This is a genomic window from Streptomyces virginiae (genome assembly GCF_040638905.1).
In the GTDB taxonomy this organism is placed as follows: Bacteria; Actinomycetota; Actinomycetes; order Streptomycetales; family Streptomycetaceae; genus Streptomyces; species Streptomyces virginiae_B.
In genome coordinates this window covers 26,110-46,726 of sequence record NZ_JBEZYV010000035.1, presented here as the reverse complement: position 1 = coordinate 46,726, position 20,617 = coordinate 26,110, and the positions used below count along the sequence as shown (strand labels likewise).

The window sequence follows — 20,617 nt, the reverse complement described above, 5'->3', positions numbered from 1 at the left end:
CGCCGCGCGGTAACGTCGATTGAGTGCGTACCGACCAAATCCTGACCCGTCTGGAGCGGGTCTTCGCCCGGCTGGACCGGGAACCAGAGCGACCGGCTCATCTGCAGACCCCGCAGATGAGCCGGCACCGCGTCGTACTCCTGGGCTCGACCCTCGCGTTCTACCTCGCCATCGTGGTGGCCGTGCTGACCACGTCCTGGCTGGTCCGCCTCGACTGGCAGATCATGTTCTTCCGGCCCTACGAGCAGTGGCCGCAGCTGCACGCCTTCCTCGACTATCTGGTCGTGCTCGGCCAACGCGGGCCCACCGCGGTCATGGTCGCCGCGTGGCTCGGCTGGCGCTCCTGGCGGCAGCACACCCTCCGCCCGCTGATCACCCTCGGTGTGGCGCTGCTGCTGCTCAACGTCACCGTCGGGTCGGTGAAGCTGGGCCTGGGCCGGCTCGGCCCGCACTACGCCACAGAGATCGGCTCGGCCGAACTCTTCGCGGGCGGCGATATATTCCCTTCCGGCCACACCGCCAACGCCGTCGTGACCTGGGGGATCCTCGCCTACCTGGCGTCCACCGTGGTCACTCGGCGGGTGCTGTCCGTGGTGTCCGCGGTCGTCTCGCTGAGCGTCGGCGCCACCACCGTGTACCTCGGCACGCACTGGGTCAGCGATGTCCTGCTGGGCTGGTCCGCGGGTCTGCTGATCCTGCTGGCCCTCCCCTGGTTCGAGCCGCTCATCGCACGGGCCGAGGCCTACGTCTTCGACCTGCGCGAGATGCTGCGCCGCCGGGCCGAGACCGGGCGGATGCCCGCCCCGGTCGTCTCCGCGCTCACCCCACTGCTCTCCGCGGGCGGCAAGTGGCAGCTGAAGCCCGTCACGCCGACCGCCGAGGAACCGGCCGCGGTGCCCGCCGCGGCCGCGGCGGCCGGCGCCGCCACGGGACACTCCCCGGCGCACCGCCCGGCCGTGCACCCGGCCAACCGGCCGCACCTGATCCGCTCCGAGCGGACCCCGGTCACCCCGGTCGGCAGCCGCCGCCCTCCGCACACCGAGCGGGCCGGCACGCGGGGCGCCGCCGCCCGTCCGGTCGCCGGCGGCTGACGGCCACGGCGGGGGCGGTACGCACCACCCACCCCCGCACCGCGAAGGCGGGCCGGGTCATCGACCCGGCCCGCCTTCGGCGTTCGTCAGCGGCGCGCCCGGACGTTCGTCCGTCCCGGGTCACGCTTGTGTCACAGAATATCTACAGTCGCCAATTGCTTTCCGGAGCGCGACACGCCCGGCGTCCGGACGTATTCGAATTTCCGTCGAGAAGCACAGAATTGCCGCAACGCAATTCCACGCACCCCTTGGACCGGACCAGCTGAATCCCCCTCAGGTCCGCTACATTTCCTTCACTTCTGGCGGACCCACGGCCCGCCCCAGCAGATCTCTCAGGGACCTCATCCGATCCGTGAGCCCGGGCGGCTCGACCACTTCGAACTCACAACCGAGCAGCATGATGTGAATCACCAGAACGTCCAGGTTCACGGCGCCGGTGCGCAGCAGGCAGGTATCCGCGTCGACCGGTTCCAGGACACCGTCGCTCGGCCCGATGATCTGCGCCGCCTCCTGCTCGGAGATCTTCAGCCGCACCACCGCGCGGGCGGCGTAGACCCGCCGGGACACGCCTTCGGAGACGTACGCGGCGAGGTCCTCGGCGGGGGGCGGGCGCGGGGTGAACCGCGGCCCGTGGGGCGGTCTGGGCTCGATCCGGTCCGCGCGGAAGGTCCGCCACGCCTCGCGGTCGAGGTCCCAGGCGACCAGGTACCAGCGCCGCTCCGTGCAGACGAGCCGGTGCGGTTCGACGGTGCGGCGGCTGACGCCGCCGCCGTGGTCGCGGTACCCGAAGCGGAGCCGCTCGGCGTCCCGGCAGACCGAGGCCAGTTCGGTCAGCACCGAGGCGTCCACGGTGGACCGCTCGGCCCCGCGCAGCATCGGCACGGTGAACTCGTTGAGGGCGGACACCCTCCGGCGCAGGCGGGACGGCAGGACCTGCTCCAGCTTCGTGAGGGCCCGTACGGAGGCCTCCCCGATCCCCTCGACCCCGTTGCCCGCGGCGGTCCGCAGCCCGACTGCGACGGCCACGGCCTCGTCGTCGTCCAGCAGCAGCGGCGGCAGCTCGGCCCCTGCTCCCAGCTGGTAGCCGCCACCGGTCCCGGGGCTGGCGTTCACCGGATACCCCAGCTCCCGCAGCCGGTCCACGTCGCGTCGGACCGTCCGGGCGGTGACGCCGAGGCGGTCGGCGAGATCGGCACCGGTCCATTCGCGTTGGGCCTGGAGCAGGGAGAGCAGGCGCAGCAGCCGTGCGGAGGTCTCGAGCATCCCCCGAGTCTGCCAGCGGGCGTGCGGCGTTCAGCGGGGTACCGGCGAAGGCACCGCGGAGGGCTCCTGCTCCGTCGAACGGAAACCGCCGGCGCCCGTCGTCCCCGGCTCGAACGCCTGCTTCGGCCAGGGCTTCGGCTCCGCCGCGGACACGGGAGCCGGCATTGCCGCGGGCCCAGGCTCCGGCACGGCCGCGGTCCTGGGCTTCGCCGCGGGCACCGGCTTCGCCGCAGCCACGGGGTTCGGCTTCGCCGCAGGCGCAGGACTTGGCACGGCCCCGGGCACTGGACTCGGCTTCACCCCCGGCACCGCCCCGGGCACGGGACTCGGCTTCGCCACCGGCACGGGACTCGGCACCACCCCCGGCACGGGACCCGGCACCACCCCGGGCACGGGACTCGGCACCACCCCGGGCACTGGACTCGGCTTCGCCACCGGCACGAGACTCGGCTCCGGGATGACCAGCAGCGCGCCCACGGCGATCGCCGCCGGCTTCGGCCCGATCGTCTCCCGGTTGGCCTCGTACAGCGCCTGCCACCCGCCCTTCACCCGGCGCTCGCGGGCGATCGTGGCCAGCGTGTCCCCGGCCCGTACGGTGTGCATCCGCCCGGCGAGCCCGTACCGCTTCGAGCAGACCGGCCACGCGTTCCACCCCTGCGTGCCGAGGACCTCCTGCGCCACCCTGATCTGCTGCACGCGGTCCGCCAGGTCGGCCCGCGGCGCGAAGGCCAGGCCGCCGTACTCCTCCCACGTCGGCTGCCAGAACTGCAGCCCGCCGTAGAAGCCGTTGCCGGTGTTGACCGCCCACCGCCCGCCGCTCTCGCAGTGGGCCACGCAGTCCCAGGGCCATTCCCCGCCCGGTCCGCAGTCCCCGGGCCCGCTTCCGATCACGCCCGGCGACCCGGGGTGCGCGGCCCCGGCCGGACCCGGCGCGGGCGGTGGCGGTGCCGCCTCCGCCGCGCCCCGGGGTGCTACGAGCGCCAGCACGACGGCCGCGACGACGGCGCGGGCGGCCCGGACGGTCCGGAGGTTGGGCATCGGGTCACGCTACGCAGCGCCCCACACTGCTCCGGGCCCCGCCACGCGGCGGGGCACCGCACCCCACCCGGTCGGCCGACTTCCCGCTCCCCCGAAACGGCCACACCCAGCCACCAACTGCGCACAACCAGAAAACAGTTGGCACAAAACCGAAGCTGTGGTCGCACGGTTCACCCTTCCGGGCGCCCGGTTCGAATCCGTTCCCTCAAATGGCGTGACCCCGGCCGCCGCTCCCGCGTTGTGCCCGGCGAGCCGGGAGCCTCCCGGACCCGCACCTATGCCGAGGAGCACCCCGTGCCGCGCATGCTCGACGTCAGTGATGAGGTACGTGCCGAGATCGGCGACGAAGAAGCCGACAGGCTGCTCGTCGGCGACGACGCGCCGCGCAGTTACGACTGCACCTCCTGCCGTACCCCGGGCGACCCCGAGAACGACCGCACCAGCACAGTGCTGTTCGTCGGCGAAGAGACCGCCGTCCTCGCCTTCGCCCACGCCACCTGCATCCCCTCGCAGGTCGTCTCCGTCTCCGAGGAGCAGCTCCAGGGCGCGGTCCGCAGCATCACCGGTGACAGCCCGGCCTCCGGGCAGGACGCGGGCGCGGGCGCACCGCAGAACGTGCCCGGCGGACAGGCCGTCCTCGGCATCACCAGCGGCCTCGTGCTGATCGGCGGCGAGCTGCACCCCGCCCTCGTCGTCGAGCCGACCGCGCCCATCGCCCGCCCGGGCAGCGACGGCCCCGGCGACGACTTCCTGCCGCTCCTGATCGAGCAGGGCTTCATCCCGGTGACCGACACGGCCGAACTCCCCACCCTCCTCGGCGGCTGGTCGGTCCTGCTCGCGGCCGGGCAGCTGCACGCCGTGCTCCAGCCCGGCACCGAGGGCGGCGGCCAGGTCGCCTGGTGGCAGGCGCACCAGGCGCTGTCGGTCACCGACGGCTGGCGGGCCGCCGTCCAGAAGACCCAGCGCGTGCTCATCTACGCCGCCCCGGTCGGCTCCATCGGCCAGCAGCCGCGCGAGGACCTGCTGCGCGACGCGCTGGACAAGGCCGCCGCCGCGGGCAAGCTCGTGGCCGCCGCGATGCCCCTGGCGGGGACGCCCGGCGCCTGACCGAAGCCGGTACCGAACGGCTGCCCGGCCCCCGCGAAGGAGGGCCGGGCGGCGTGCGCCGGGGGTGTGCGGTCCGTCCCCCACACCCCCGGCGATCTGTGTTTCCTCCCCCGTCACCCCGCATCCGCAGAGCGCCGGTTTCGTTGGCTGATACGTGCATCCATACGACTCCTCCCGCGCCCCGTCCCATCCGAGCACCGTCCCCGCCATGCGTCCCGTACGGGACCGGGACAGCTCTCCGGCCGTCTCGCACACCCCGATCTACGACACGCTGTACTCGGAGTACCTGCGCGCCTTCCGGGCCCTGCCGGGCGACCGTACGGGCGAGGAGGACCTCGGGTTCACGGCCTTCTCGTACGGCGGCGGCTACACGGTCGGCACGTACGGCAGCGGCGGCTGGAGCGGCTCCGCGTGGCAGCGGACGGACAGCTGGCAGCCCTCCTCCTACGGCCCGCAGCCCCCGTCCCAGACGCCGTCCCCGTCGCAGGCGCAGCCCCAGACGCAGCCGGCCTACTCGTACGCGGGCAACCCCGGATACGCCGACGGGCGGCAGCACCAGACCGGGATGACGCACGTCCCGGCGGCCCTGCCGCCCGCTCCGCGCCGGGGCTACTGACCCCGGACCACCGCTACTTCTTCTTCTTGTACTGGGCGCCGCGCTTCTCGCGCACCCGCACCGAGATGTGGATCGGGGTGCCCTCGAAGCCGAACTCCTCGCGCAGGCGGCGCTCGATGAAGCGCCGGTAACCGTGCTCCAGGAAGCCGGAGGCGAAGAGGACGAACCGCGGCGGCTTGCTCCCCGCCTGGGTACCGAACAGGATGCGGGGCTGCTTGCCGCCGCGGATCGGGTGCGGGTGGGCGGCGACGACCTCGCCGAGGAAGGCGTTCAGCCGGCCGGTGGGGACGCGCGTCTCCCAGCCCGCCAGCGCGGTCTCGATCGCCGGGACCAGCTTCTCCATGTGGCGGCCGGTGAGCGCCGAGACGTTCACCCGCGGCGCCCAGGAGACCTGCTGCATCTCGGTCTCGATCTCGCGCTCGAGGTAGTAGCGGCGCTCCTCGTCGAGCTCGTCCCACTTGTTGTAGGCGATCACGATCGCGCGGCCGGCCTCGACGGCCATGGTGATGATGCGCTGGTCCTGGACGCTGATGGTCTCGGTGGTGTCGATCAGGATGACCGCCACCTCCGCCTTCTCGACGGCCGCGGCGGTGCGCAGCGAGGCGTAGTAGTCGGCGCCCTGCTGGAGGTGGACCTTCTTGCGGATGCCGGCGGTGTCGACGAACTTCCAGGTGATGCCGCCGAGCTCGATGAGCTCGTCGACCGGGTCGCGGGTGGTGCCGGCCAGCTCGTTGACGACGACCCGGTTCTCCTTCGCGACCTTGTTCAGCAGCGAGGACTTGCCGACGTTCGGGCGGCCGATCAGTGCGATGCGGCGCGGGCCGCCGGGCGCGACGCCGCCGAAGGTCTGCTCCGGGGCCTCCGGCAGGACGTCGAGGACGGCGTCGAGCATGTCGCCGGTGCCGCGGCCGTGCAGCGAGGAGACGGGGTGCGGCATGCCGAGGCCCAGCGACCACAGGGACGCCGCGTCGGACTCGCCGCTCTGGCCGTCGACCTTGTTGGCGCACAGGACGACGGGCTTCTTGGCCTTGCGCAGCAGCCTGACGACGGCCTCGTCGCTGTCGGTGGCGCCGACCTTGGCGTCGACGACGAAGACGACCGCGTCGGCGGTCTCGATGGCGTACTCGGCCTGGGCGGCGACGGCCGCGTCGATGCCGAGGACGTCCTGCTCCCAGCCGCCGGTGTCGACGACCTTGAAGCGTCGGCCGGCCCACTCGGCCTCGTAGGTGACGCGGTCGCGGGTGACGCCGGGCTTGTCCTCGACGACCGCCTCGCGGCGGCCGATGATGCGGTTCACCAACGTCGACTTGCCGACGTTGGGCCGGCCCACGACGGCGAGGACGGGCAGCGGGCCGTGGCCCGCCTCCTCGATGGCGCCTTCGACGTCTTCGAGGTCGAAGCCCTCTTCCGCGGCGAGCTCCATGAACTCCGCGTACTCGGCATCGCCAAGTGCTCCGTGGTCGTGCTGGTCGTTCATGAAGTCCGTTCCTCGTCGTTCGTGGTGATCGGTGGTGCCCGCGCAGCGCGGTTCCACTACTGGGTTCAAGTCTCGCTCAGCGCCCGGTCAGGCGCTTGGCGTCGGCCAGGTGGGCGGTCAGCCGGTCCTGAATGCGTACGGTGGCCCGGTCCAGCGCGGTACGGGTACGGCGGCCACTGCCGTCCCCGGCGTCGAAGGCCGAGCCGAAGACGACGTCGACCCGGCTCTTGAAGGGCGGCAGCCCCGGGATCAGCCTGCCGCGGTCCTCGGCGCTGCCCAGGACCGCGACGGGCACGATGGGTGCGCCGCTGCGGACCGAGAAGTACGCGAGTCCCGCGCGCAGCGAGGCGAAGTCGCCCTCGCCCCTGCGGCCCTCGGGAAATATCCCCAGGGCCCCGCCCTGGTCGAGCACGGCGAGGGCGCGGCCTATCGCCGCCCGGTCGGCGCCGGAGCGGTCGACCTTGACCTGCCCGATGCCGTCCAGGAACGGGCCGAGCGGGCCCACGTACGCTTCCTTCTTGATCAGGAAGTGCAGGGGTCGGGGCGCGGTGCCCATCACCATGGGGCCGTCTATGTTGTGCGTGTGGTTCACGGCGAGGATGACGGGACCCGAGGCGGGCACCTTCCAGGCGCCCAGTACGCGCGGCTTCCACAGCCCGTACATGAGGCCGATGCCGATGCGCCTGCCGACCGCCGCACCCTTGAGGGAGGGCGTTCGACTCACGTGCGGACCGCCCGCTTCTCTTCGACGAGCGTCACGACGCACTCGATCACCTGGTCGAGCGTGAGCTCGGTGGTGTCCACCTCGACGGCGTCGTCGGCCTTGGCCAGCGGAGAGGTCTTGCGGCCGGAGTCGGCGGCGTCGCGCTTGATCAGCGCCTCCTTGGTGGCCGCGAGGTCGGCGGCCTCCTTGCCGCGGAGCTCTCCGCTGCGCCGGGCGGCGCGCGCCTCGGCGGAGGCCGTCAGGAAGACCTTGAGGTCGGCGTCGGGCAGGACGGTGGTGCCGATGTCCCGGCCTTCGACGACGATCCCTTCCGCGTCCCGGGCCGCCTCGGCGGCGATGGAGCGCTGCAGCTCGGTGATGAGCGTGCGCACCTCGGGGACCGCGCTGACGGCGCTGACCCTGGAGGTGACCTCCTGGGTCCGGATGGGGCCGGCGGCGTCGAGGCCGTCGACGGTGATGGTGGGCGCGGCCGGGTCGGTGCCGGACACGATGGAGGGCTTGCCGGCGGCGACCGCCACGGCCTGCGCGTCGTCGGTGTCGACCCCGTTGGTGATCATCCACCAGGTGATGGCCCGGTACTGGGCACCGGTGTCCAGGTAGCGGAGCCCGAGCTTGGCGGCCACGGCCTTGGAGGTGCTGGACTTGCCCGTGCCGGAGGGACCGTCGATGGCGACGATCACGGCGGACGGAGCGGCGGTTTCCACGGTGCGGGCACCTTCCTGGTTGCGCGTACGTGTCCGGGCGCGGCAAAGCGCCCCTCTGCAAGGTTACCGGGCCCCAGGGAGGTGTATTGCCGATCAGGCGGGGCTCCGCCGCACCGGACCCCGCTCCCTGATCCGGCCTGGCCGGCATGACACCCCCGGCGCCCCGGCCCCGCCCGCGCCTTCCGGCTACTGGCTGCGCAGCGCCCAGCCGCGTTCGCGCAGCTCGGCGGTGAGCCCGGCCACGGACCTCGGCTCCACCATGAGCTGTACCAGACCGGCCTGCTGGCCCGTGGCGTGCTCGATCCGCACGTCCTCGATGTTGACCCCGGCGCGGCCCGCGTCGGCGAAGATCCGTGCCAGCTCGCCCGGCTGGTCGCTGATGAGCACGGCCACCGTCTCGTAGACCGTGGGCGCCGCCCCGTGCTTGCCCGGGACCCGCACCCGGCCGGCGTTCCCGCGGCGCAGCACGTCCTCGATGCCGGCGGCTCCGCCGCGCCGCTTCTCGACGTCGGCGGACTGCAGGCTGCGCAGCGCGTCCACGGTCTCCTCCAGGTCCGCGGCGATGCCGGCGAGGACGTCGGCGACCGGTCCCGGGTTGGCCGAGAGGATCTCCACCCACATCCGCGGGTCGGAGGCCGCGATCCGGGTCACGTCACGGATGCCCTGGCCGCACAGCCGGACGGCCGTCTCGTCGGCCTCCTCCAGGCGGGCGGCGACCATGCTGGAGACGAGCTGCGGGGTGTGCGAGACCAGCGCCACGGCCCGGTCGTGGGCGTCCGCGTCCATCACCACCGGCACGGCCCGGGACAGGGCGACGAGTTCCAGCGCGAGGTTGAGCACCTCGTGGTCGGTGTCCCGGGTCGGGGTGAGCACCCAGGGACGTCCCTCGAAGAGGTCCGCCGTCGCGGCGAGCGGCCCCGACTGCTCCTTGCCCGCCATCGGGTGCGTGCCGATGTAGGCGGTGGCGTCGACGCCGAGCGCGGCCAGTTCCCGCCGCGGCCCGCCCTTGACGCTGGCGACGTCGACGTAGGCGCGCGCCGCGCCGCGTCCCATCAGGTCGGCCAGGGTCGCGGCGACGTGCGCCGGCGGTACGGCGACGATCGCGAGGTCGACCTGTCCCTGCGGGGGCTCGTCGGTGCCGGCCCCGAGGGCGGCGGCCGTGCGGGCCCGGTCGGGGTCGTGGTCGGCGAGGTGCACGGTGATCCCGCGGGCTGTCAGGGCGAGCGCCGCGGAGGTGCCGATCAGTCCGGTTCCGATGACGACGGCGGTTCTCACGGGGCGCTCCACGGGTGCGTGACGACAGGTTCTGACTCAGGGTAGCCAGACGGTACGCCGCGAGGGCCCGGCTGCCCGCCCAGTGGGACGACGGCCGGAACCTCGCCCCCGCGGAGCCCGGGTCCTGCCCGGCGGGACCCGCCTGCCCGGCGGCGTCAGCTCCCCTTGCGGTAGAACGATCGGCATGATCTTCCACATCGTCCCGCTCGCCGACTGGACCGCCGCGCCCGAGCTGCCGTACGCCCCGCCCTCGCTGGACTCCGAGGGCTTCGTGCACTGCTCGGCGGACCGTACGACGGCGCTCGGCATCGCCGACACGCACTACCGCGCGCAGCCGGGGACCCTCTTCGCGGTCGAGCTCGACGAGGACGCGCTGACCGCGGAGGTCCGCCGGGAGGGTCATTCGGGTGGCCGATTCCCACATGTTTTCGGACCGCTGAACCGGGACGCCGTGAGCCGCGTGTGGGAGGTCGTACGCACACCCGGCGCACCTGCCTCACTGGCACCGTGGCAGCCGGGCTCGTGAAACGGCGCGGCGGGCTTCACCTGAGGCCCGTCGCAGGCCAGGATGCTGCACGCCGATCCGGCCACAGAGCGAGGAGAGACTGATGAGCGACCCCACGCAAACCGTCCGGCGCAAGGTACTGGTGGCCGGTGCGGCCGCCCTGGCCGGCGGTGCGCTCACCGCCTGCGGCAGTGGCGGCGACGGCGAGAAGACCTCGTCGGGCGAGCCGAACGCCGCCACGCCGCCGCCGGGCTCCTCCCCGGAGGCCACTCCCTCGGCCGGCGGCGCGGGCGGCGGAAAGGCCATCGCCAAGGCGGCGGACGTGCCCGTGGGCGGCGGCAAGGTCCTCAAGGAGGAGAAGCTCGTCGTCACCCAGCCCACGAAGGGCTCCTTCCGCTGCTTCACGGCGGTCTGCCCCCACCAGGGCTGCCTGGTGAACAAGGTGGCGGACGGCACCATCGACTGCCCCTGCCACGGCAGCGAGTTCAAGGACACGGACGGCGCGGTGGTCAAGGGACCGGCCACCAAGGGCCTGGCCGAGAAGAAGATCACGGTCGCCGCGGACGGCAACATCACGCTCGCGTAGCGACACTCCGACAGCGAGGCGCTCACAGCCCTGCCGGCCTGCGGAAACGGCCCGGCAGGGCGGTCGCGTCCTGGCGTAGGCTCCCGGGATGGACGATCTGACGCTGGTACGGGACCACACGGTCTACCGGTGCGTGATGGGCTCCAGGGCCTTCGGGCTGGCCACGGAGACCAGCGACACCGACCGGCGTGGTGTCTACCTCGCCCCGACACCGCTGTTCTGGGGGTTCGACAAGCCCCCCGCGCACGTGGAGGGGCCTCGGGAGGAGGAGTTCTCCTGGGAGCTTGAGCGCTTCTGCGAACTGGCCCTGCGCGCCAACCCGAACATCCTGGAGTGCCTGCACTCACCCCTGGTGGAGCACGTCGGTCCGGTCGGTGCGGAGCTGCTCTCGCTGCGCGCCGCCTTCCTCTCCCGCCGTGCCCACACCAGCTTCAGCCGGTACGCGGCCTCCCAGCACGGCAAACTCCTCGCGGACGTCCGCGTCCACGGTGCGCCGCGCTGGAAGCACGCCATGCACCTGCTGCGCCTGCTGCTGTCCTGCCGCGACCTGCTGCGCACCGGCGCTTTGAGCATCGACGCGGGCCCCTACCGCGACCGCCTCCTCGCGGTGCGCCGCGGGGAGCTCACCTGGGACGAGGTCGACGCCTGGATGACGGGCCTGCAGGAGGAGACGGACAGGGCCCTGGCCGGCACTCCCCTGCCCGAGGACCCGGACCGGGCCCGGGTGGAGGACTTCCTCGTCCGCGCCCGGCGCGCGTCAGCCGCGTAGGCCCCCCGTCCGCCGCCGGACGACGAACGCGTCCAGTGCGTCGTACGCCGACCCGTGCTCGGGCAGCGCGGTGGCCGCCTGCGCGGTGTTCAGCACCACGTGCAGCGCCTCGAAGTCCTCCCGGACCGCGGCGATCGGCGGGCCCTGGTAGCCCCCGTGCTCGGCGGCCGTCTTGGCCTCGATCAGGGCGGCCAGGTACGGCGGCGCCTGCGGCACCTCGGCCAGCAGGGTCGGCAGGTGCGCCTGCACCTCGGCCGACCGCATCAGGTGGATGCCGGTGAGCAGCGCCCGGAAGGCGTAGAGGAGCGGCTTGAGTTCGGCGGCCTTCTCGAAGAGCCGCCACTGGGTGTTGGCGAACCCCCGGTAGTGGTGGGCGTGGTGGGAGGTCAGGACCCCCGGCGCCAGGGCGACCAGTTCCTCGTGCGCGGGCGTCGTGTGGACGACGAGCGGGGAGAGCAGCTGCTCCAGTACGTAGCCGTTGCGGTTGAGCATCAGGCGGACGAACTTGCGCAGGTCGTGCGTGACGAGGTCCATCTCCACGTCGTCGCGGTCCCACATGCGGGTGCGGGTCTCCTCGGGCTCGCGCAGGCCCAGGAGATCCTCCACCGGCAACAGGTGCGCCCCTCGCAGGTCGATGTCGGAGTCCCGCGACGGGAAGCCGTACAAATGGGCTCCCGAGACGGTGGCGAAGAGCAGGGGGTCGGGCTGCTCGGCCACGACGGGGGTCAGGTCGATACTCAGGGCGTCCAGCACGGATCAAGCATCCCAGAGGGTGCCGAAGGCCAGCAGCTCGTCCCGGTACTCGATACGGCCCTCCCATTCGCGCGGCCAGACGTCGGCTCCGAGGTGGGCTCCGGCGAAGGCGCCGGCGAGGCAGGCGATGGAGTCGGAGTCGCCCTTCGTGCAGGCGGCGCGGCGCAGCGCCGTCAGCGGGTCCTCGGGGAAGAGGAGGAAGCACTGCAGGGCGGTGGCGAGGGCCTCCTCGGCGATCCAGCCGTCGCCGGTGGTCAGGCAGGGGTCGGTCTCCGGGGAGGGGGAGCGCAGGGCGGCCGCGAGCCGGTCCAGTACCTCCAGGCACTCGTCCCAGCCGCGCGCAATGAAGGACTCCGGCGTGGCATCACTGGCGGTGCGCATCCAGAGGTCGCCGAGCCAGCGCTCGTGGTAGCGGGTGCGGTTCTCCAGGGCGTACGAGCGCAGCCGCCCGACGAGGCCGGTGACCTCGGTGCCGGTGGCCAGCAGGTGCACCGCCCGCGCGGTCAGGTCGGACGCGGCGAGCGCCGTGGGGTGGCCGTGGGTGAGGGCCGACTGGAGCTGGGCCGCGCCGGCCCGCTCCTCGTCGGTCCAGCCGGGCACCAGCCCGACGGGGGCCACCCGCATGTTGGCCCCGCAGCCCTTGGAGCCGGTCTGGCTGGCGTCGCGCCAGTCGCGCTGCGGGTCGTTCAGCAGGTGGCAGGCCCGCAGGCAGGTGTTGCCGGGCGCGCGGTTGTTCTCCGGGGAGTGGTACCAGTCGACGAACTCCTCCCGGACCGGGCGGGTGAGGCGCAGCGGGCCCACCCGGCCGCGGTCGGCCGCGGTCCGTATGCCGCGCGCCAGGGCGAGCGTCATCTGGGTGTCGTCCGTGACGATCGCCGGCGCGGGGAGGCGCATCTCGCGCCACGGACCGGTCTTGGCGAGGATCGAGGGCACGTCGTTGAACTCGGTCGGGAAGCCAAGGGCGTCGCCGAGGGCCAGGCCGACCAGTGCGCCGGTCGCGGCTCGCTTCGTCATCGGGTGGTTCCTTCCGGTCGGAGCAGAGGTGGGTGGAGGGCGGTCGCCGGGCCGGCCCGGTAGAGGGCGGCCGGTTTGCCGCGGCCCCCGGTGAGCCGGGCGGCGCCCGGTACGGCCTCGACGAACCCGGGCGTCGTCAGGACCTTGCGGCGGAAGTTGGGGCGGTCGAGGACGGTGTCCCAGACGGTCTCGTAGACGGCCAGGAGCTCTCCGAGCGTGAACTCGGGCGGGCAGAAGGCGGTGGCCAGGCAGGTGTACTCCAGCTTCGAGCGGATCCGTATCCGGGCGTCGGCGAGGATCACCGCGTGGTCGAAGGCCAGCTCCGGGGCCTGTCCCAGGGGCAGCCAGCGGGCCTGTGCGGCGTCCCCGCCCCCTTCCGCCGCCGGCTCCGGCAGGTCCGGGACGAGGGCGGTGAAGGCCACCGAGACGACCCGCATTCGCGGATCGCGGTCCGGCTCGCTGTAGGTGCGCAGCTGCTCCAGGTGCAGGTCGGCCACGACCTGCCGCGGCAGGCCGGTCTCCTCGGCCAGTTCGCGCCGGGCGGCCGTCTCGGCGGACTCCCGGGGCAGGACGAACCCGCCGGGCAGCGCCCACGCGCCCGCGTACGGCTCCTGGCCGCGCCGGATCAGCAGTACGTGCAGGGCGCCGCCGCGCACGGTGAACACGGCGAGGTCGACGGTCACCGCGAACGGCTCGAAGGCGTACGGGTCGTAGCCCGGCTCCGGTGCGCCGCTCATCGGTTCTCCGGGAGCGGGTCGGCGAACCGCCAGCCTTCGGCGAGCAGTGCGTCCACGGCCGCGACGGCCGTGGCCAGCCGTTCCCGCCGGTCCCCGCGCAGGGACAGGAAGCGCCGTCCGGTCGCCTCCAGCTCCTCGCGGAACCGCCGGGTCATCCAGGGTCTGAGGTGGGGGCCGTCGCGCAGTCCGTCGTCCTCGAAGGGCACGTCGGCGTCCTCGGTCAGCAGGTAGAGGTCCCGGTGCGTGAGGGCGGCGATCCGCTCGACCTCGGCGTTGCGGCCGCCCATGTACCGCTCGTGCCAGATGCCGGTGGCGAAGGAGTCGGTGTCGCAGATCAGCACCGGGGAGCCCTGGCGGGCCGCCCGCTCCTCCGCCTCGTCCTGCCGGCGGGCGATCAGCGGGAACTCCTCCGAGGTGAAGGAGACGTCCGTCCAGGTGGCGCCCGGGTCGGCGGCCCTGGCCGCGGCGAGCTTCTCCTCGCTGTAGCGGCGTCCGTACTCCTCGACCCAGCCGGTCGCCGCCCAGACCCCGCCGCGTGCCCGCAGTCGCGCGGCCAGGTCCCGGGACAGTGTGGTCGTCCCGGTGGACTCGGCGCCGAGTACGACGACGCGGCGTGCGAGGCGGGCCCGTACGGCGGGTCCCAAGAAGTCCCAGCAGGCGGCGGGGTCGGCCCGGACGGCCGTCCCGGACACCGGGAAGAGGGTCCGCGCGGGGTCCACGCAGACCTCCTCGGCGCCGAACCTGCGGGCGAGTTCGGTCCCGTACTCCTCCGAGGTGAAGACGGCGTTGACGGGCCGGCCGACCGCGGCCCGGAAGATCACCATGTGGGCCTCCCAGACCGCCGGGTCGTGCAGGTCGACGGGGATGTCGTCGACGGCTCCGACGACGTCCGCGTCCGGGTGGGCCTCCCGCATCCAGGCGACGCGGTCGGCGAGCGGCACCGACTCCACGGAGGCCGCGCAGACCAGGACGGTCAGCCGCTCGCAGCGGTCCTGGGCGGTGCGCACCAGGTGGTGGTGGCCGGCGTGCGGCGGGTAGAACTTGCCGAGCACCAGGCCGTGGCCGAAGCGCCTCATGCCGTCGCCTCCACGGCCGCCGTGGGGGCGGTGCGCTCCGGGAGCGTCCGCCGCCAGCCGAGCAGGCCCACGACGCACAGCGCGAGGAAGCCGACGTAGAGCAGGGCGGTGAGGTGGAGCCCCTTGTGGACGTACAGGGGCACGTAGACGAGGTCCGCGGCGATCCACAGCCACCAGGACTCGACGAGCTTGCGGCACTGGCCGTAGGTCGCCGCGAGGGAGAGCACGGTCGTGGCCGCGTCCCAGAAGGGGACGGTGGAGTCGGTGGCCCGGGCGAGGAGCAGGGTCAGGCCGAGCGTCGCCACCGCCCCGGCCGCGGCCAGCCAGGCCCACTCGGTGCGCGTGGTGCGGCGCACCTGCAGGGCTTCGGCGGTTCCTGGTCCACCCCCGTGGGTCCAGGACCACCAGCCGTACGCGGCCAGGGCGATGAAGACGATCTGGAGCCCGGCATCGGCGTACAGGCCGGCCTGGGCGAAGAGCACGATGAAGAAGACGTTGTTGGCGATGCCGATCGGCCAGTTGGCGATGTGCTGACGGGCCACCAGCCAGACGCACAGGGCGCCCGTGGCGAAACCGAGCACCTCGGTCCAGCTCAAGGTCCAGTTCATGCCGAGCCCCCCTTCCTTTAATAGTCACTGTGACTATAAACAGGGGTGCGGGGTCGGGGCAAGGGAAAAGCCCGCAGTGCCGTGGGCACTGCGGGCTCTTCTGGTGGAGCGGGGTCCGGCCGGGCGGTCCTACAGACCGACCTCGCGCATCAGCATGCCGACCTCGGTGTTGGTCAGGCGGCGCAGCCAGCCGGACTTCTGGTCGCCCAGCTCGATGGGACCGAAGGAGGTCCGCACGAGCTTGTCGACGGGGAAGCCTGCCTCGGACAGCATGCGGCGGACGATGTGCTTGCGGCCCTCGTGGAGGGTCACCTCGACCATGTAGTTCTTGCCGACCTGGTCCAGGACGCGGAAGTTGTCCGCGCGCGCCCAGCCGTCTTCGAGCTCGATGCCGTCCTTGAGCCGCTTGCCGATGTCACGCGGCAGCGAGCCGGTGATGGCGGCGACGTAGGTCTTCTTCACGCCGTACTTCGGGTGCGTGAGGCGGTGGGCCAGCTCACCGTGGTTGGTGAGCAGGATGATGCCCTCGGTCTCGGTGTCCAGCCGGCCGACGTGGAACAGGCGCGTCTCGCGGTTGGTGACGTAGTCGCCCAGGCACTGGCGGCCGTCGGGGTCCTCCATGGTGGACACGACACCGGCCGGCTTGTTCAGCGCGAAGAACAGGTACGACTGGGTGGCGACGGTCAGGCCGTCCACCTTGATCTCGTCCTGCGGCTGGACGCGCTTGCCCTGCTCGGTGACGATCTCGCCGTTGACCTCGACGCGGGCCTGCTCGATGAGCTCCTCGCAGGCGCGGCGCGAGCCCATGCCGGCGCGGGCGAGGACCTTCTGCAGACGCTCGCCCTCCTGCTCGGCGCCCGGGAAGGTCTTCGGGGTCCGGATCACGGGCTTGTCGGCGTAACGGTCGCGCACGCGCTCCTCGATGCGCGCGTCCAGCTCGCGCGGGCGGGACTGGCCGCTGCGGCTGCCCGGGCCGCTGCGCGGGCCGCCCGCGCCGCCGATGCCGGGGGTCCTGGAGGTCCGGGGACCGCCCTTGGCGCCGCCGCGCGCCGCTGCGCCGCGGGCACCGCCGCCGCCCGCCTTGGGGCCGCTGCGTCCACTGCGCTCGCCCTCGGGGCCCACGTCGTAGCGGCGCTCCTCCGGGCGGGGGTTGCGGATGCGGGGGGCCGGCTGGTCGCGGTCGCGCGAGTCGGAGCTGCCGCCCTGGTAGCCGCCGCGGGCGCCACCGCCGGAGGAGGAGCCGCCGCCCTGGTAGCCGCCGCGGGCGCCACCGCCGGAGGAGGAGCCGCCGCCCTGGTAGCCGCCGCGGGCGCCACCGCCGGAGGAGGAGCCGCCACGGGACCCGCCGGAGCTGCCGCCGCGGCTGCCACCGCCGGAGCCGCTCCCGCGGTAGCCACCGCCGCCGCTGGAGGAGCCGCCGCGCGAGTTACCGCGCCCGCCGCCGCCACCGCCGCCGCTGTTCCTGTTGCCACCGTTGCCGTTGCCGCTGCTTCGCATCAAAGTTCCGTCGTCTTGTCGTCTTCATCGGTGTCCGGTGCGTCCGGATCGAACGACGGCACACCTTCTTGCGTCTCGGCTTCGATCGCGTCCGCCTCGGGGAGGAAGGGCGCGAGCTCCGGGAGCTCGTCCAGGCCGCGCAGGCCCATCCGCTCCAGAAAGTAGTTCGTCGTCCTGTATAGGATCGCACCTGTTTCGGGTTCCGTCCCCGCCTCCTCCACCAGACCGCGTTGGAGGAGGGTCCGCATGACCCCGTCGCAGTTGACTCCGCGCACGGCGGAGACCCGCGAGCGGCTCACCGGCTGGCGGTACGCGACGACCGCCAGCGTCTCCAGCGCCGCCTGGGTCAGCCGGGCCTGCTGGCCGTCCAGGACGAAGCCCTCGACGGCCGGGGCGTACTCGGCCCGGGTGTAGAACCGCCACCCGCCCGCGACGAGCCGCAGCTCGAAGCCCCTGCGGGCGGCCGTGTACTCGTCGGCGAGCTCCCGCAGCGCGTCCGCGACCTCGCGCGGGGTGCGCTCCAGCACCCTGGCCAGGTGCGCCTCGGTCGCGGGCTCGTCCACCACCATCAGGACGGCCTCCAGGGCCGGCTTCAGTTCCAGCGCGGCCACCGCGCTGCCGTCGCTGCTCAATCCTTCGCCTCCACGATCTGGTCGAACTCGTCGGTCACGGTCGGCATGCCGTCGCCCTCCCCGCCGCTCCAGCGCACCGTGAGGGTCCGCAGGGCCTCCTCCTGGTCGAGGACGACCGCCTTCTCCCGGTAGAGCTCCAGAAGGGCCAGGAAGCGCGCCACGACGGTGAGGGTGTCCTCGGCGTCCTCGGTGAGCTCCTGGAAGGTGGCCTCCCCGCGCGCCTTCAGCATCCGCACCACCAGCCCGGCCTGCTCGCGCACGCTGACCAGGGGCGCGTGGATGTGGTCCACGTACACCTGGGGCTTGGCCTTGGGCTGCATGGCCTTCACGGCGAGCCGGGCGAACCCTTCGGCGCCGATGCTGATGACGACGTCGGGCAGCAGCTCCGCGTGGTGCGGCTCCAGCCCCACCGTCCGGGGGTAGCGCCGGGCCTCGCTCTCCGCGCGGCGCTCGAAGATGTCCGCGATCTGCTTGTACGCCCGGTACTGGAGCAGGCGCGCGAAGAGCAGGTCCCGGGCCTCCAGGAGGGCGAGGTCGGCCTCGTCCTCGACCTCGGCGACGGGCAGCAGCCGGGCGGCCTTCAGGTCGAGCAGGGTGGCGGCTACGACGAGGAACTCGGTGGTCTGGTCGAGGTCCCAGTCGGGACCCATGGCCCGGATGTACGCCATGAACTCGTCGGTGACCTTGGACAGCGCGACCTCGGTGACGTCGAGCTTGTGCCGTGAGATCAGCTGCAGCAGCAGGTCGAACGGCCCCTCGAAGTTGGCGAGCCGCAGCGTGAACCGGCCGTCGCCTCCGGCGGTGCCTGCCGCAACGCCCTCCGCGGGCTCCTGGGGCCCCTCTGGCGACTGCGCCGCGTCCGGGGGCCCCGCGGCTGCGCCGGCAGGCCCCGCCGGCTCCGCGACGGGGGCCTCGGCCGCCGGCGGGTCGGACACCGCGTCCGGACCGGGGGCCGGAGCCTCGGCGGCCGCGCCCGGCCCGCGCCCCAGGCTCCGGCGGGCCGGACGGGCGGCGTCGTGATCGGATGGCATGGCGGTCCAAGTGGGGTACGGAAGAAACGGCAGGTCGACCACCCTAAGGGCTGTCCCGTCATCCCTGGTGGACCAGCACGCGGCCTCGGCTGCGGTGCAGCGCAGGCGGAGGGTGTCCTCACAGGGCGCACATGTGGGCGTTGTAGGGGGATGTGTGGGCGTTCCGGCAACGCGGCGAGGCGCCGCAGCCGGCGTCGCGCGCCCGCCGGGGACGACGGGACAGCCCTGGTGCCCTGGCCGAACGGTCTCCCGCCCCGGCGGGCCGACGGCCCTCGCCGAGGGCGGAAGCAGCCCCCGGGGGCCCTTGCGGTCCTGCGGGCCGCCACACGGCGGAGAGGCCGCCGACGGGGGGTCGGCGGCCTCCCGGCTGGTTCGGCAAGGGTCGGGCGCGGCAGCGCCACTGCCACCCACCCCGCGCGGCCCGGTCCGGCCGAGCGGCGCCGCAGGCGGAGGCCGGCAGGCCGGGGGTCAGCGGCCGCGGAGGCGGCGGACCAGGATGCTGGCGTCGCCCCGCGACTCCAGGTCGGCCAGGACGACCGCGACCGCCTCGCGGACGATGCGGCCGCGGTCGACGGCCAGGCCGTGTTCGCCGCGCAGCACCAGCCGCGCGTGCTCCAGGTCCATCAGCTCCTCGGCGGAGACGTAGACCGTGATCTTCTCGTCGTGCCGTTCGCGGCCACTGGGCCGCCGGTTCGCGCCGCGGCCCTGGCCCTTGCCCCGCCGGGTCGCCCCGGCCGGGGCGGAAGAAGCCCCGGCGGTCGGCCCGACCGGGCTGACAGAACCTTCCTGCGCTCGCCGCGGCTGCCCCACCACGGGGCCGCCCGCATCCGTACCGGCCCCAGCCTCCCGGCTGCGACCCTCTCCCGCCGTGTCCCCGGCCGGAGCGGCCGAGTGTTCCGCGGCGGGCGCCTCCTCGGCCCCGCGGCGCGGCGAGGACGACTGGAGCGCCATCCCACCGGTCGTACGGAACAGTTCGTCGGCTCCGGGCAGACTCACTCGGCGTGACACCGGGCGAGCACCTCCCTGGCGAGCTGGCGGTAGGCGGCGGCGCCGACGGAGTTGGAGGCGTACGTCGTGATCGGCTCGCCGGCGACCGTGGTCTCCGGGAAGCGCACCGTCCGGCCGATGACCGTGTGGTAGACGTGGTCGTCGAAGGCCTCGACGACGCGCGCCAGCACCTCGCGGCTGTGCACGGTGCGGGAGTCGTACATGGTGGCGAGGATGCCGTCGAGCTCCAGCTCGGGGTTGAGCCGCTCCTGCACCTTCTCGATGGTCTCGGTCAGCAGCGCCACACCGCGCAGGGCGAAGAACTCGCACTCCAGCGGGACGATGACCTTGTGAGCCGCCGTCAGGGCGTTCACGGTCAGCAGACCGAGCGAGGGTTGACAGTCGATCACGATGTAGTCGTAGTCCGCCATCAGGGGCTTCAGGGCCCGCTGCAGGGTGGACTCGCGCGCGACCTCGCTGACCAACTGCACTTCCGCAGCGGACAGGTCGATGTTGCTCGGCAGCAGGTCCATGTTGGGGACCGCCGTCTTGAGCAGCACCTCGTCGGCCGACATGCCCCGCTCCATGAGCAGGTTGTAGACCGTCAGGTCGAGTTCCATCGGGTTCACGCCGAGACCCACGGACAGCGCGCCCTGCGGGTCGAAGTCGACGAGCAGCACGCGGCGCCCGTATTCGGCGAGCGCGGCACCCAGGTTGATGGTCGACGTGGTCTTGCCCACGCCGCCCTTCTGGTTGCACATCGCGATGATCTTCGCCGGACCGTGGTCCGTCAGCGGACCCGGGATCGGGAAGTACGGGAGCGGGCGTCCGGTCGGGCCGATCCGCTCACGGCGCTGGCGGGCAGCGTCGGGGGCGAGGGTGGCCGCGTACTCGGGGTCCGGTTCGTACTCCGCGTCGGGGTCGTAGAAGTGCCCCTCGGGCACATTGTCGTAGTCGGCGAATCCCGTGGGCGTATCGCCGCTCAGGTCGCCGGCCCTGGAGTTCACGTCTAGGCCGTCCATGCTCTTTTGGGGCGTCGTCATGTGCTGGTGGTTTGCGAAGGTGCGTACTGCGACGGAGCCGACAGCTTCGAGCCCGGCAGGACTCTGGCCCCGCTCAGGGACTCC

At 73.2% G+C, this 20,617-nt stretch carries 21 protein-coding genes and 1 pseudogene; 6 read left to right on the top strand and 16 right to left on the bottom strand.

The annotated features are described in order from the left end of the window. Positions 1 to 23 precede the first annotated feature (23 nt). The gene (locus AB0F82_RS31935) at positions 24 to 1,091 is read left to right on the top strand and encodes a phosphatase PAP2 family protein (RefSeq protein WP_362633770.1); all 1,068 of its coding nucleotides are present in this window, start codon (positions 24 to 26) and stop codon (positions 1,089 to 1,091) included. A 282-nt stretch (positions 1,092 to 1,373) separates the two neighbouring features. On the opposite strand, the gene AB0F82_RS31930 is transcribed toward AB0F82_RS31935, so the two are convergent. Both AB0F82_RS31930 and AB0F82_RS38775 read right to left on the bottom strand, forming a co-directional pair. Continuing rightward, entirely contained in the window at positions 1,374 to 2,354 is a 981-nt protein-coding gene (locus AB0F82_RS31930) for a helix-turn-helix transcriptional regulator (RefSeq protein WP_362633767.1), read from the bottom strand. 453 nt (positions 2,355 to 2,807) lie between these two features. Then, positions 2,808 to 3,392: pseudogene (locus AB0F82_RS38775) on the bottom strand (transglycosylase family protein); the annotation flags it as partial. Between the two features lie 294 nt (positions 3,393 to 3,686). Here AB0F82_RS38775 and AB0F82_RS31920 point away from each other — a divergent pair. Together AB0F82_RS31920 and AB0F82_RS31915 are read left to right on the top strand one after the other, a co-directional pair. Further along, entirely contained in the window at positions 3,687 to 4,499 is an 813-nt protein-coding gene (locus AB0F82_RS31920; protein WP_362633762.1) for a hypothetical protein, read from the top strand. A gap of 208 nt (positions 4,500 to 4,707) precedes the next feature. Continuing rightward, on the top strand, positions 4,708 to 5,115 hold the full coding sequence (locus AB0F82_RS31915; protein WP_362633759.1) for a hypothetical protein: 408 nt from the start codon (positions 4,708 to 4,710) through the stop codon (positions 5,113 to 5,115). Between the two features lie 13 nt (positions 5,116 to 5,128). On the opposite strand, the gene der is transcribed toward AB0F82_RS31915, so the two are convergent. From der to AB0F82_RS31895, 4 genes are all read right to left on the bottom strand, one after another. Beyond that, entirely contained in the window at positions 5,129 to 6,592 is a 1,464-nt protein-coding gene (gene der, locus AB0F82_RS31910; RefSeq protein WP_362633756.1) for a ribosome biogenesis GTPase Der, read from the bottom strand. A 76-nt stretch (positions 6,593 to 6,668) separates the two neighbouring features. After that, a complete protein-coding gene (locus AB0F82_RS31905) occupies positions 6,669 to 7,358 on the bottom strand; it encodes a lysophospholipid acyltransferase family protein (RefSeq protein ID WP_390080177.1) in 690 nt (229 codons plus the stop codon). Beyond that, complete coding sequence (gene cmk, locus AB0F82_RS31900) at positions 7,313 to 8,020, bottom strand: (d)CMP kinase (RefSeq protein WP_362633754.1); 708 nt, start codon at positions 8,018 to 8,020, stop codon at positions 7,313 to 7,315. Before cmk ends, AB0F82_RS31905 begins: the two co-directional genes overlap by 46 nt. A 186-nt stretch (positions 8,021 to 8,206) precedes the next feature. Next, complete coding sequence (locus AB0F82_RS31895) at positions 8,207 to 9,295, bottom strand: prephenate dehydrogenase (protein WP_356814173.1); 1,089 nt, start codon at positions 9,293 to 9,295, stop codon at positions 8,207 to 8,209. 184 nt (positions 9,296 to 9,479) lie between these two features. On the opposite strand from AB0F82_RS31895, the gene AB0F82_RS31890 reads away from it, so the two are divergent. The 3 genes from AB0F82_RS31890 (at position 9,480) to AB0F82_RS31880 (ending at position 11,155) form a co-directional block, all read left to right on the top strand. After that, complete coding sequence (locus tag AB0F82_RS31890) at positions 9,480 to 9,821, top strand: DUF952 domain-containing protein (RefSeq protein ID WP_362633750.1); 342 nt, start codon at positions 9,480 to 9,482, stop codon at positions 9,819 to 9,821. Between the two features lie 82 nt (positions 9,822 to 9,903). Further along, a complete protein-coding gene (locus AB0F82_RS31885; protein ID WP_356814170.1) occupies positions 9,904 to 10,386 on the top strand; it encodes a Rieske (2Fe-2S) protein in 483 nt (160 codons plus the stop codon). 88 nt (positions 10,387 to 10,474) lie between these two features. Continuing rightward, positions 10,475 to 11,155 (top strand): nucleotidyltransferase domain-containing protein, encoded by a 681-nt coding sequence (locus tag AB0F82_RS31880; protein WP_362633746.1) that lies wholly within the window; start codon positions 10,475 to 10,477, stop codon positions 11,153 to 11,155. Here the strand turns inward: AB0F82_RS31880 and AB0F82_RS31875 are convergent. From AB0F82_RS31875 to AB0F82_RS31830, 10 genes are all read right to left on the bottom strand, one after another. Further along, positions 11,144 to 11,908: a nucleotidyltransferase domain-containing protein gene (locus AB0F82_RS31875; RefSeq protein WP_362633744.1), complete on the bottom strand. Its 765-nt coding sequence runs from the start codon at positions 11,906 to 11,908 to the stop codon at positions 11,144 to 11,146. The genes AB0F82_RS31880 and AB0F82_RS31875 overlap by 12 nt on opposite strands. Before the next feature lie 3 nt (positions 11,909 to 11,911). Next, positions 11,912 to 12,922, bottom strand: coding sequence for an ADP-ribosylglycohydrolase family protein (locus AB0F82_RS31870; protein ID WP_362633742.1), 1,011 nt, complete (start codon positions 12,920 to 12,922; stop codon positions 11,912 to 11,914). Then, positions 12,919 to 13,659 (bottom strand): NUDIX hydrolase, encoded by a 741-nt coding sequence (locus tag AB0F82_RS31865; RefSeq protein ID WP_362633739.1) that lies wholly within the window; start codon positions 13,657 to 13,659, stop codon positions 12,919 to 12,921. The genes AB0F82_RS31870 and AB0F82_RS31865 overlap by 4 nt, the downstream gene beginning before the upstream one ends. After that, complete coding sequence (locus AB0F82_RS31860; protein ID WP_362633736.1) at positions 13,656 to 14,735, bottom strand: AAA family ATPase; 1,080 nt, start codon at positions 14,733 to 14,735, stop codon at positions 13,656 to 13,658. The genes AB0F82_RS31865 and AB0F82_RS31860 overlap by 4 nt, the downstream gene beginning before the upstream one ends. After that, positions 14,732 to 15,343 (bottom strand): nicotinamide riboside transporter PnuC, encoded by a 612-nt coding sequence (pnuC, locus tag AB0F82_RS31855; protein ID WP_362633733.1) that lies wholly within the window; start codon positions 15,341 to 15,343, stop codon positions 14,732 to 14,734. Before pnuC ends, AB0F82_RS31860 begins: the two co-directional genes overlap by 4 nt. Positions 15,344 to 15,472: 129 nt before the next feature. Beyond that, positions 15,473 to 16,840: a pseudouridine synthase gene (locus AB0F82_RS31850; RefSeq protein ID WP_362633731.1), complete on the bottom strand. Its 1,368-nt coding sequence runs from the start codon at positions 16,838 to 16,840 to the stop codon at positions 15,473 to 15,475. Beyond that, entirely contained in the window at positions 16,840 to 17,472 is a 633-nt protein-coding gene (scpB, locus tag AB0F82_RS31845; RefSeq protein ID WP_356814160.1) for an SMC-Scp complex subunit ScpB, read from the bottom strand. The genes AB0F82_RS31850 and scpB overlap by 1 nt, the downstream gene beginning before the upstream one ends. Beyond that, positions 17,469 to 18,503, bottom strand: a complete 1,035-nt coding sequence (locus tag AB0F82_RS31840; RefSeq protein ID WP_362633727.1) for a segregation and condensation protein A — start codon at positions 18,501 to 18,503, stop codon at positions 17,469 to 17,471. Before AB0F82_RS31840 ends, scpB begins: the two co-directional genes overlap by 4 nt. 468 nt (positions 18,504 to 18,971) lie before the next feature. Further along, positions 18,972 to 19,499: a hypothetical protein gene (locus AB0F82_RS31835; RefSeq protein ID WP_362633724.1), complete on the bottom strand. Its 528-nt coding sequence runs from the start codon at positions 19,497 to 19,499 to the stop codon at positions 18,972 to 18,974. Beyond that, entirely contained in the window at positions 19,496 to 20,533 is a 1,038-nt protein-coding gene (locus tag AB0F82_RS31830; protein ID WP_225884681.1) for a ParA family protein, read from the bottom strand. Before AB0F82_RS31830 ends, AB0F82_RS31835 begins: the two co-directional genes overlap by 4 nt. Between the last annotated feature and the right edge of the window lie 84 nt (positions 20,534 to 20,617).

Coding starts and splice junctions, on each gene's coding strand:
- AB0F82_RS31840 (WP_362633727.1), bottom strand. CDS start 18,503: ATGCCATCCGATCACGACGCCGCCCGTCCGGCCCGCCGGAGCCTGGGG.
- AB0F82_RS31885 (WP_356814170.1), top strand. CDS start 9,904: ATGAGCGACCCCACGCAAACCGTCCGGCGCAAGGTACTGGTGGCCGGT.
- AB0F82_RS31830 (WP_225884681.1), bottom strand. CDS start 20,533: ATGACGACGCCCCAAAAGAGCATGGACGGCCTAGACGTGAACTCCAGG.
- AB0F82_RS31865 (WP_362633739.1), bottom strand. CDS start 13,659: ATGAGCGGCGCACCGGAGCCGGGCTACGACCCGTACGCCTTCGAGCCG.
- pnuC (WP_362633733.1), bottom strand. CDS start 15,343: ATGAACTGGACCTTGAGCTGGACCGAGGTGCTCGGTTTCGCCACGGGC.
- AB0F82_RS31915 (WP_362633759.1), top strand. CDS start 4,708: ATGCGTCCCGTACGGGACCGGGACAGCTCTCCGGCCGTCTCGCACACC.
- AB0F82_RS31860 (WP_362633736.1), bottom strand. CDS start 14,735: ATGAGGCGCTTCGGCCACGGCCTGGTGCTCGGCAAGTTCTACCCGCCG.
- AB0F82_RS31870 (WP_362633742.1), bottom strand. CDS start 12,922: ATGACGAAGCGAGCCGCGACCGGCGCACTGGTCGGCCTGGCCCTCGGC.
- AB0F82_RS31930 (WP_362633767.1), bottom strand. CDS start 2,354: ATGCTCGAGACCTCCGCACGGCTGCTGCGCCTGCTCTCCCTGCTCCAG.
- AB0F82_RS31880 (WP_362633746.1), top strand. CDS start 10,475: ATGGACGATCTGACGCTGGTACGGGACCACACGGTCTACCGGTGCGTG.
- AB0F82_RS31890 (WP_362633750.1), top strand. CDS start 9,480: ATGATCTTCCACATCGTCCCGCTCGCCGACTGGACCGCCGCGCCCGAG.
- AB0F82_RS31850 (WP_362633731.1), bottom strand. CDS start 16,840: ATGCGAAGCAGCGGCAACGGCAACGGTGGCAACAGGAACAGCGGCGGC.
- der (WP_362633756.1), bottom strand. CDS start 6,592: ATGAACGACCAGCACGACCACGGAGCACTTGGCGATGCCGAGTACGCG.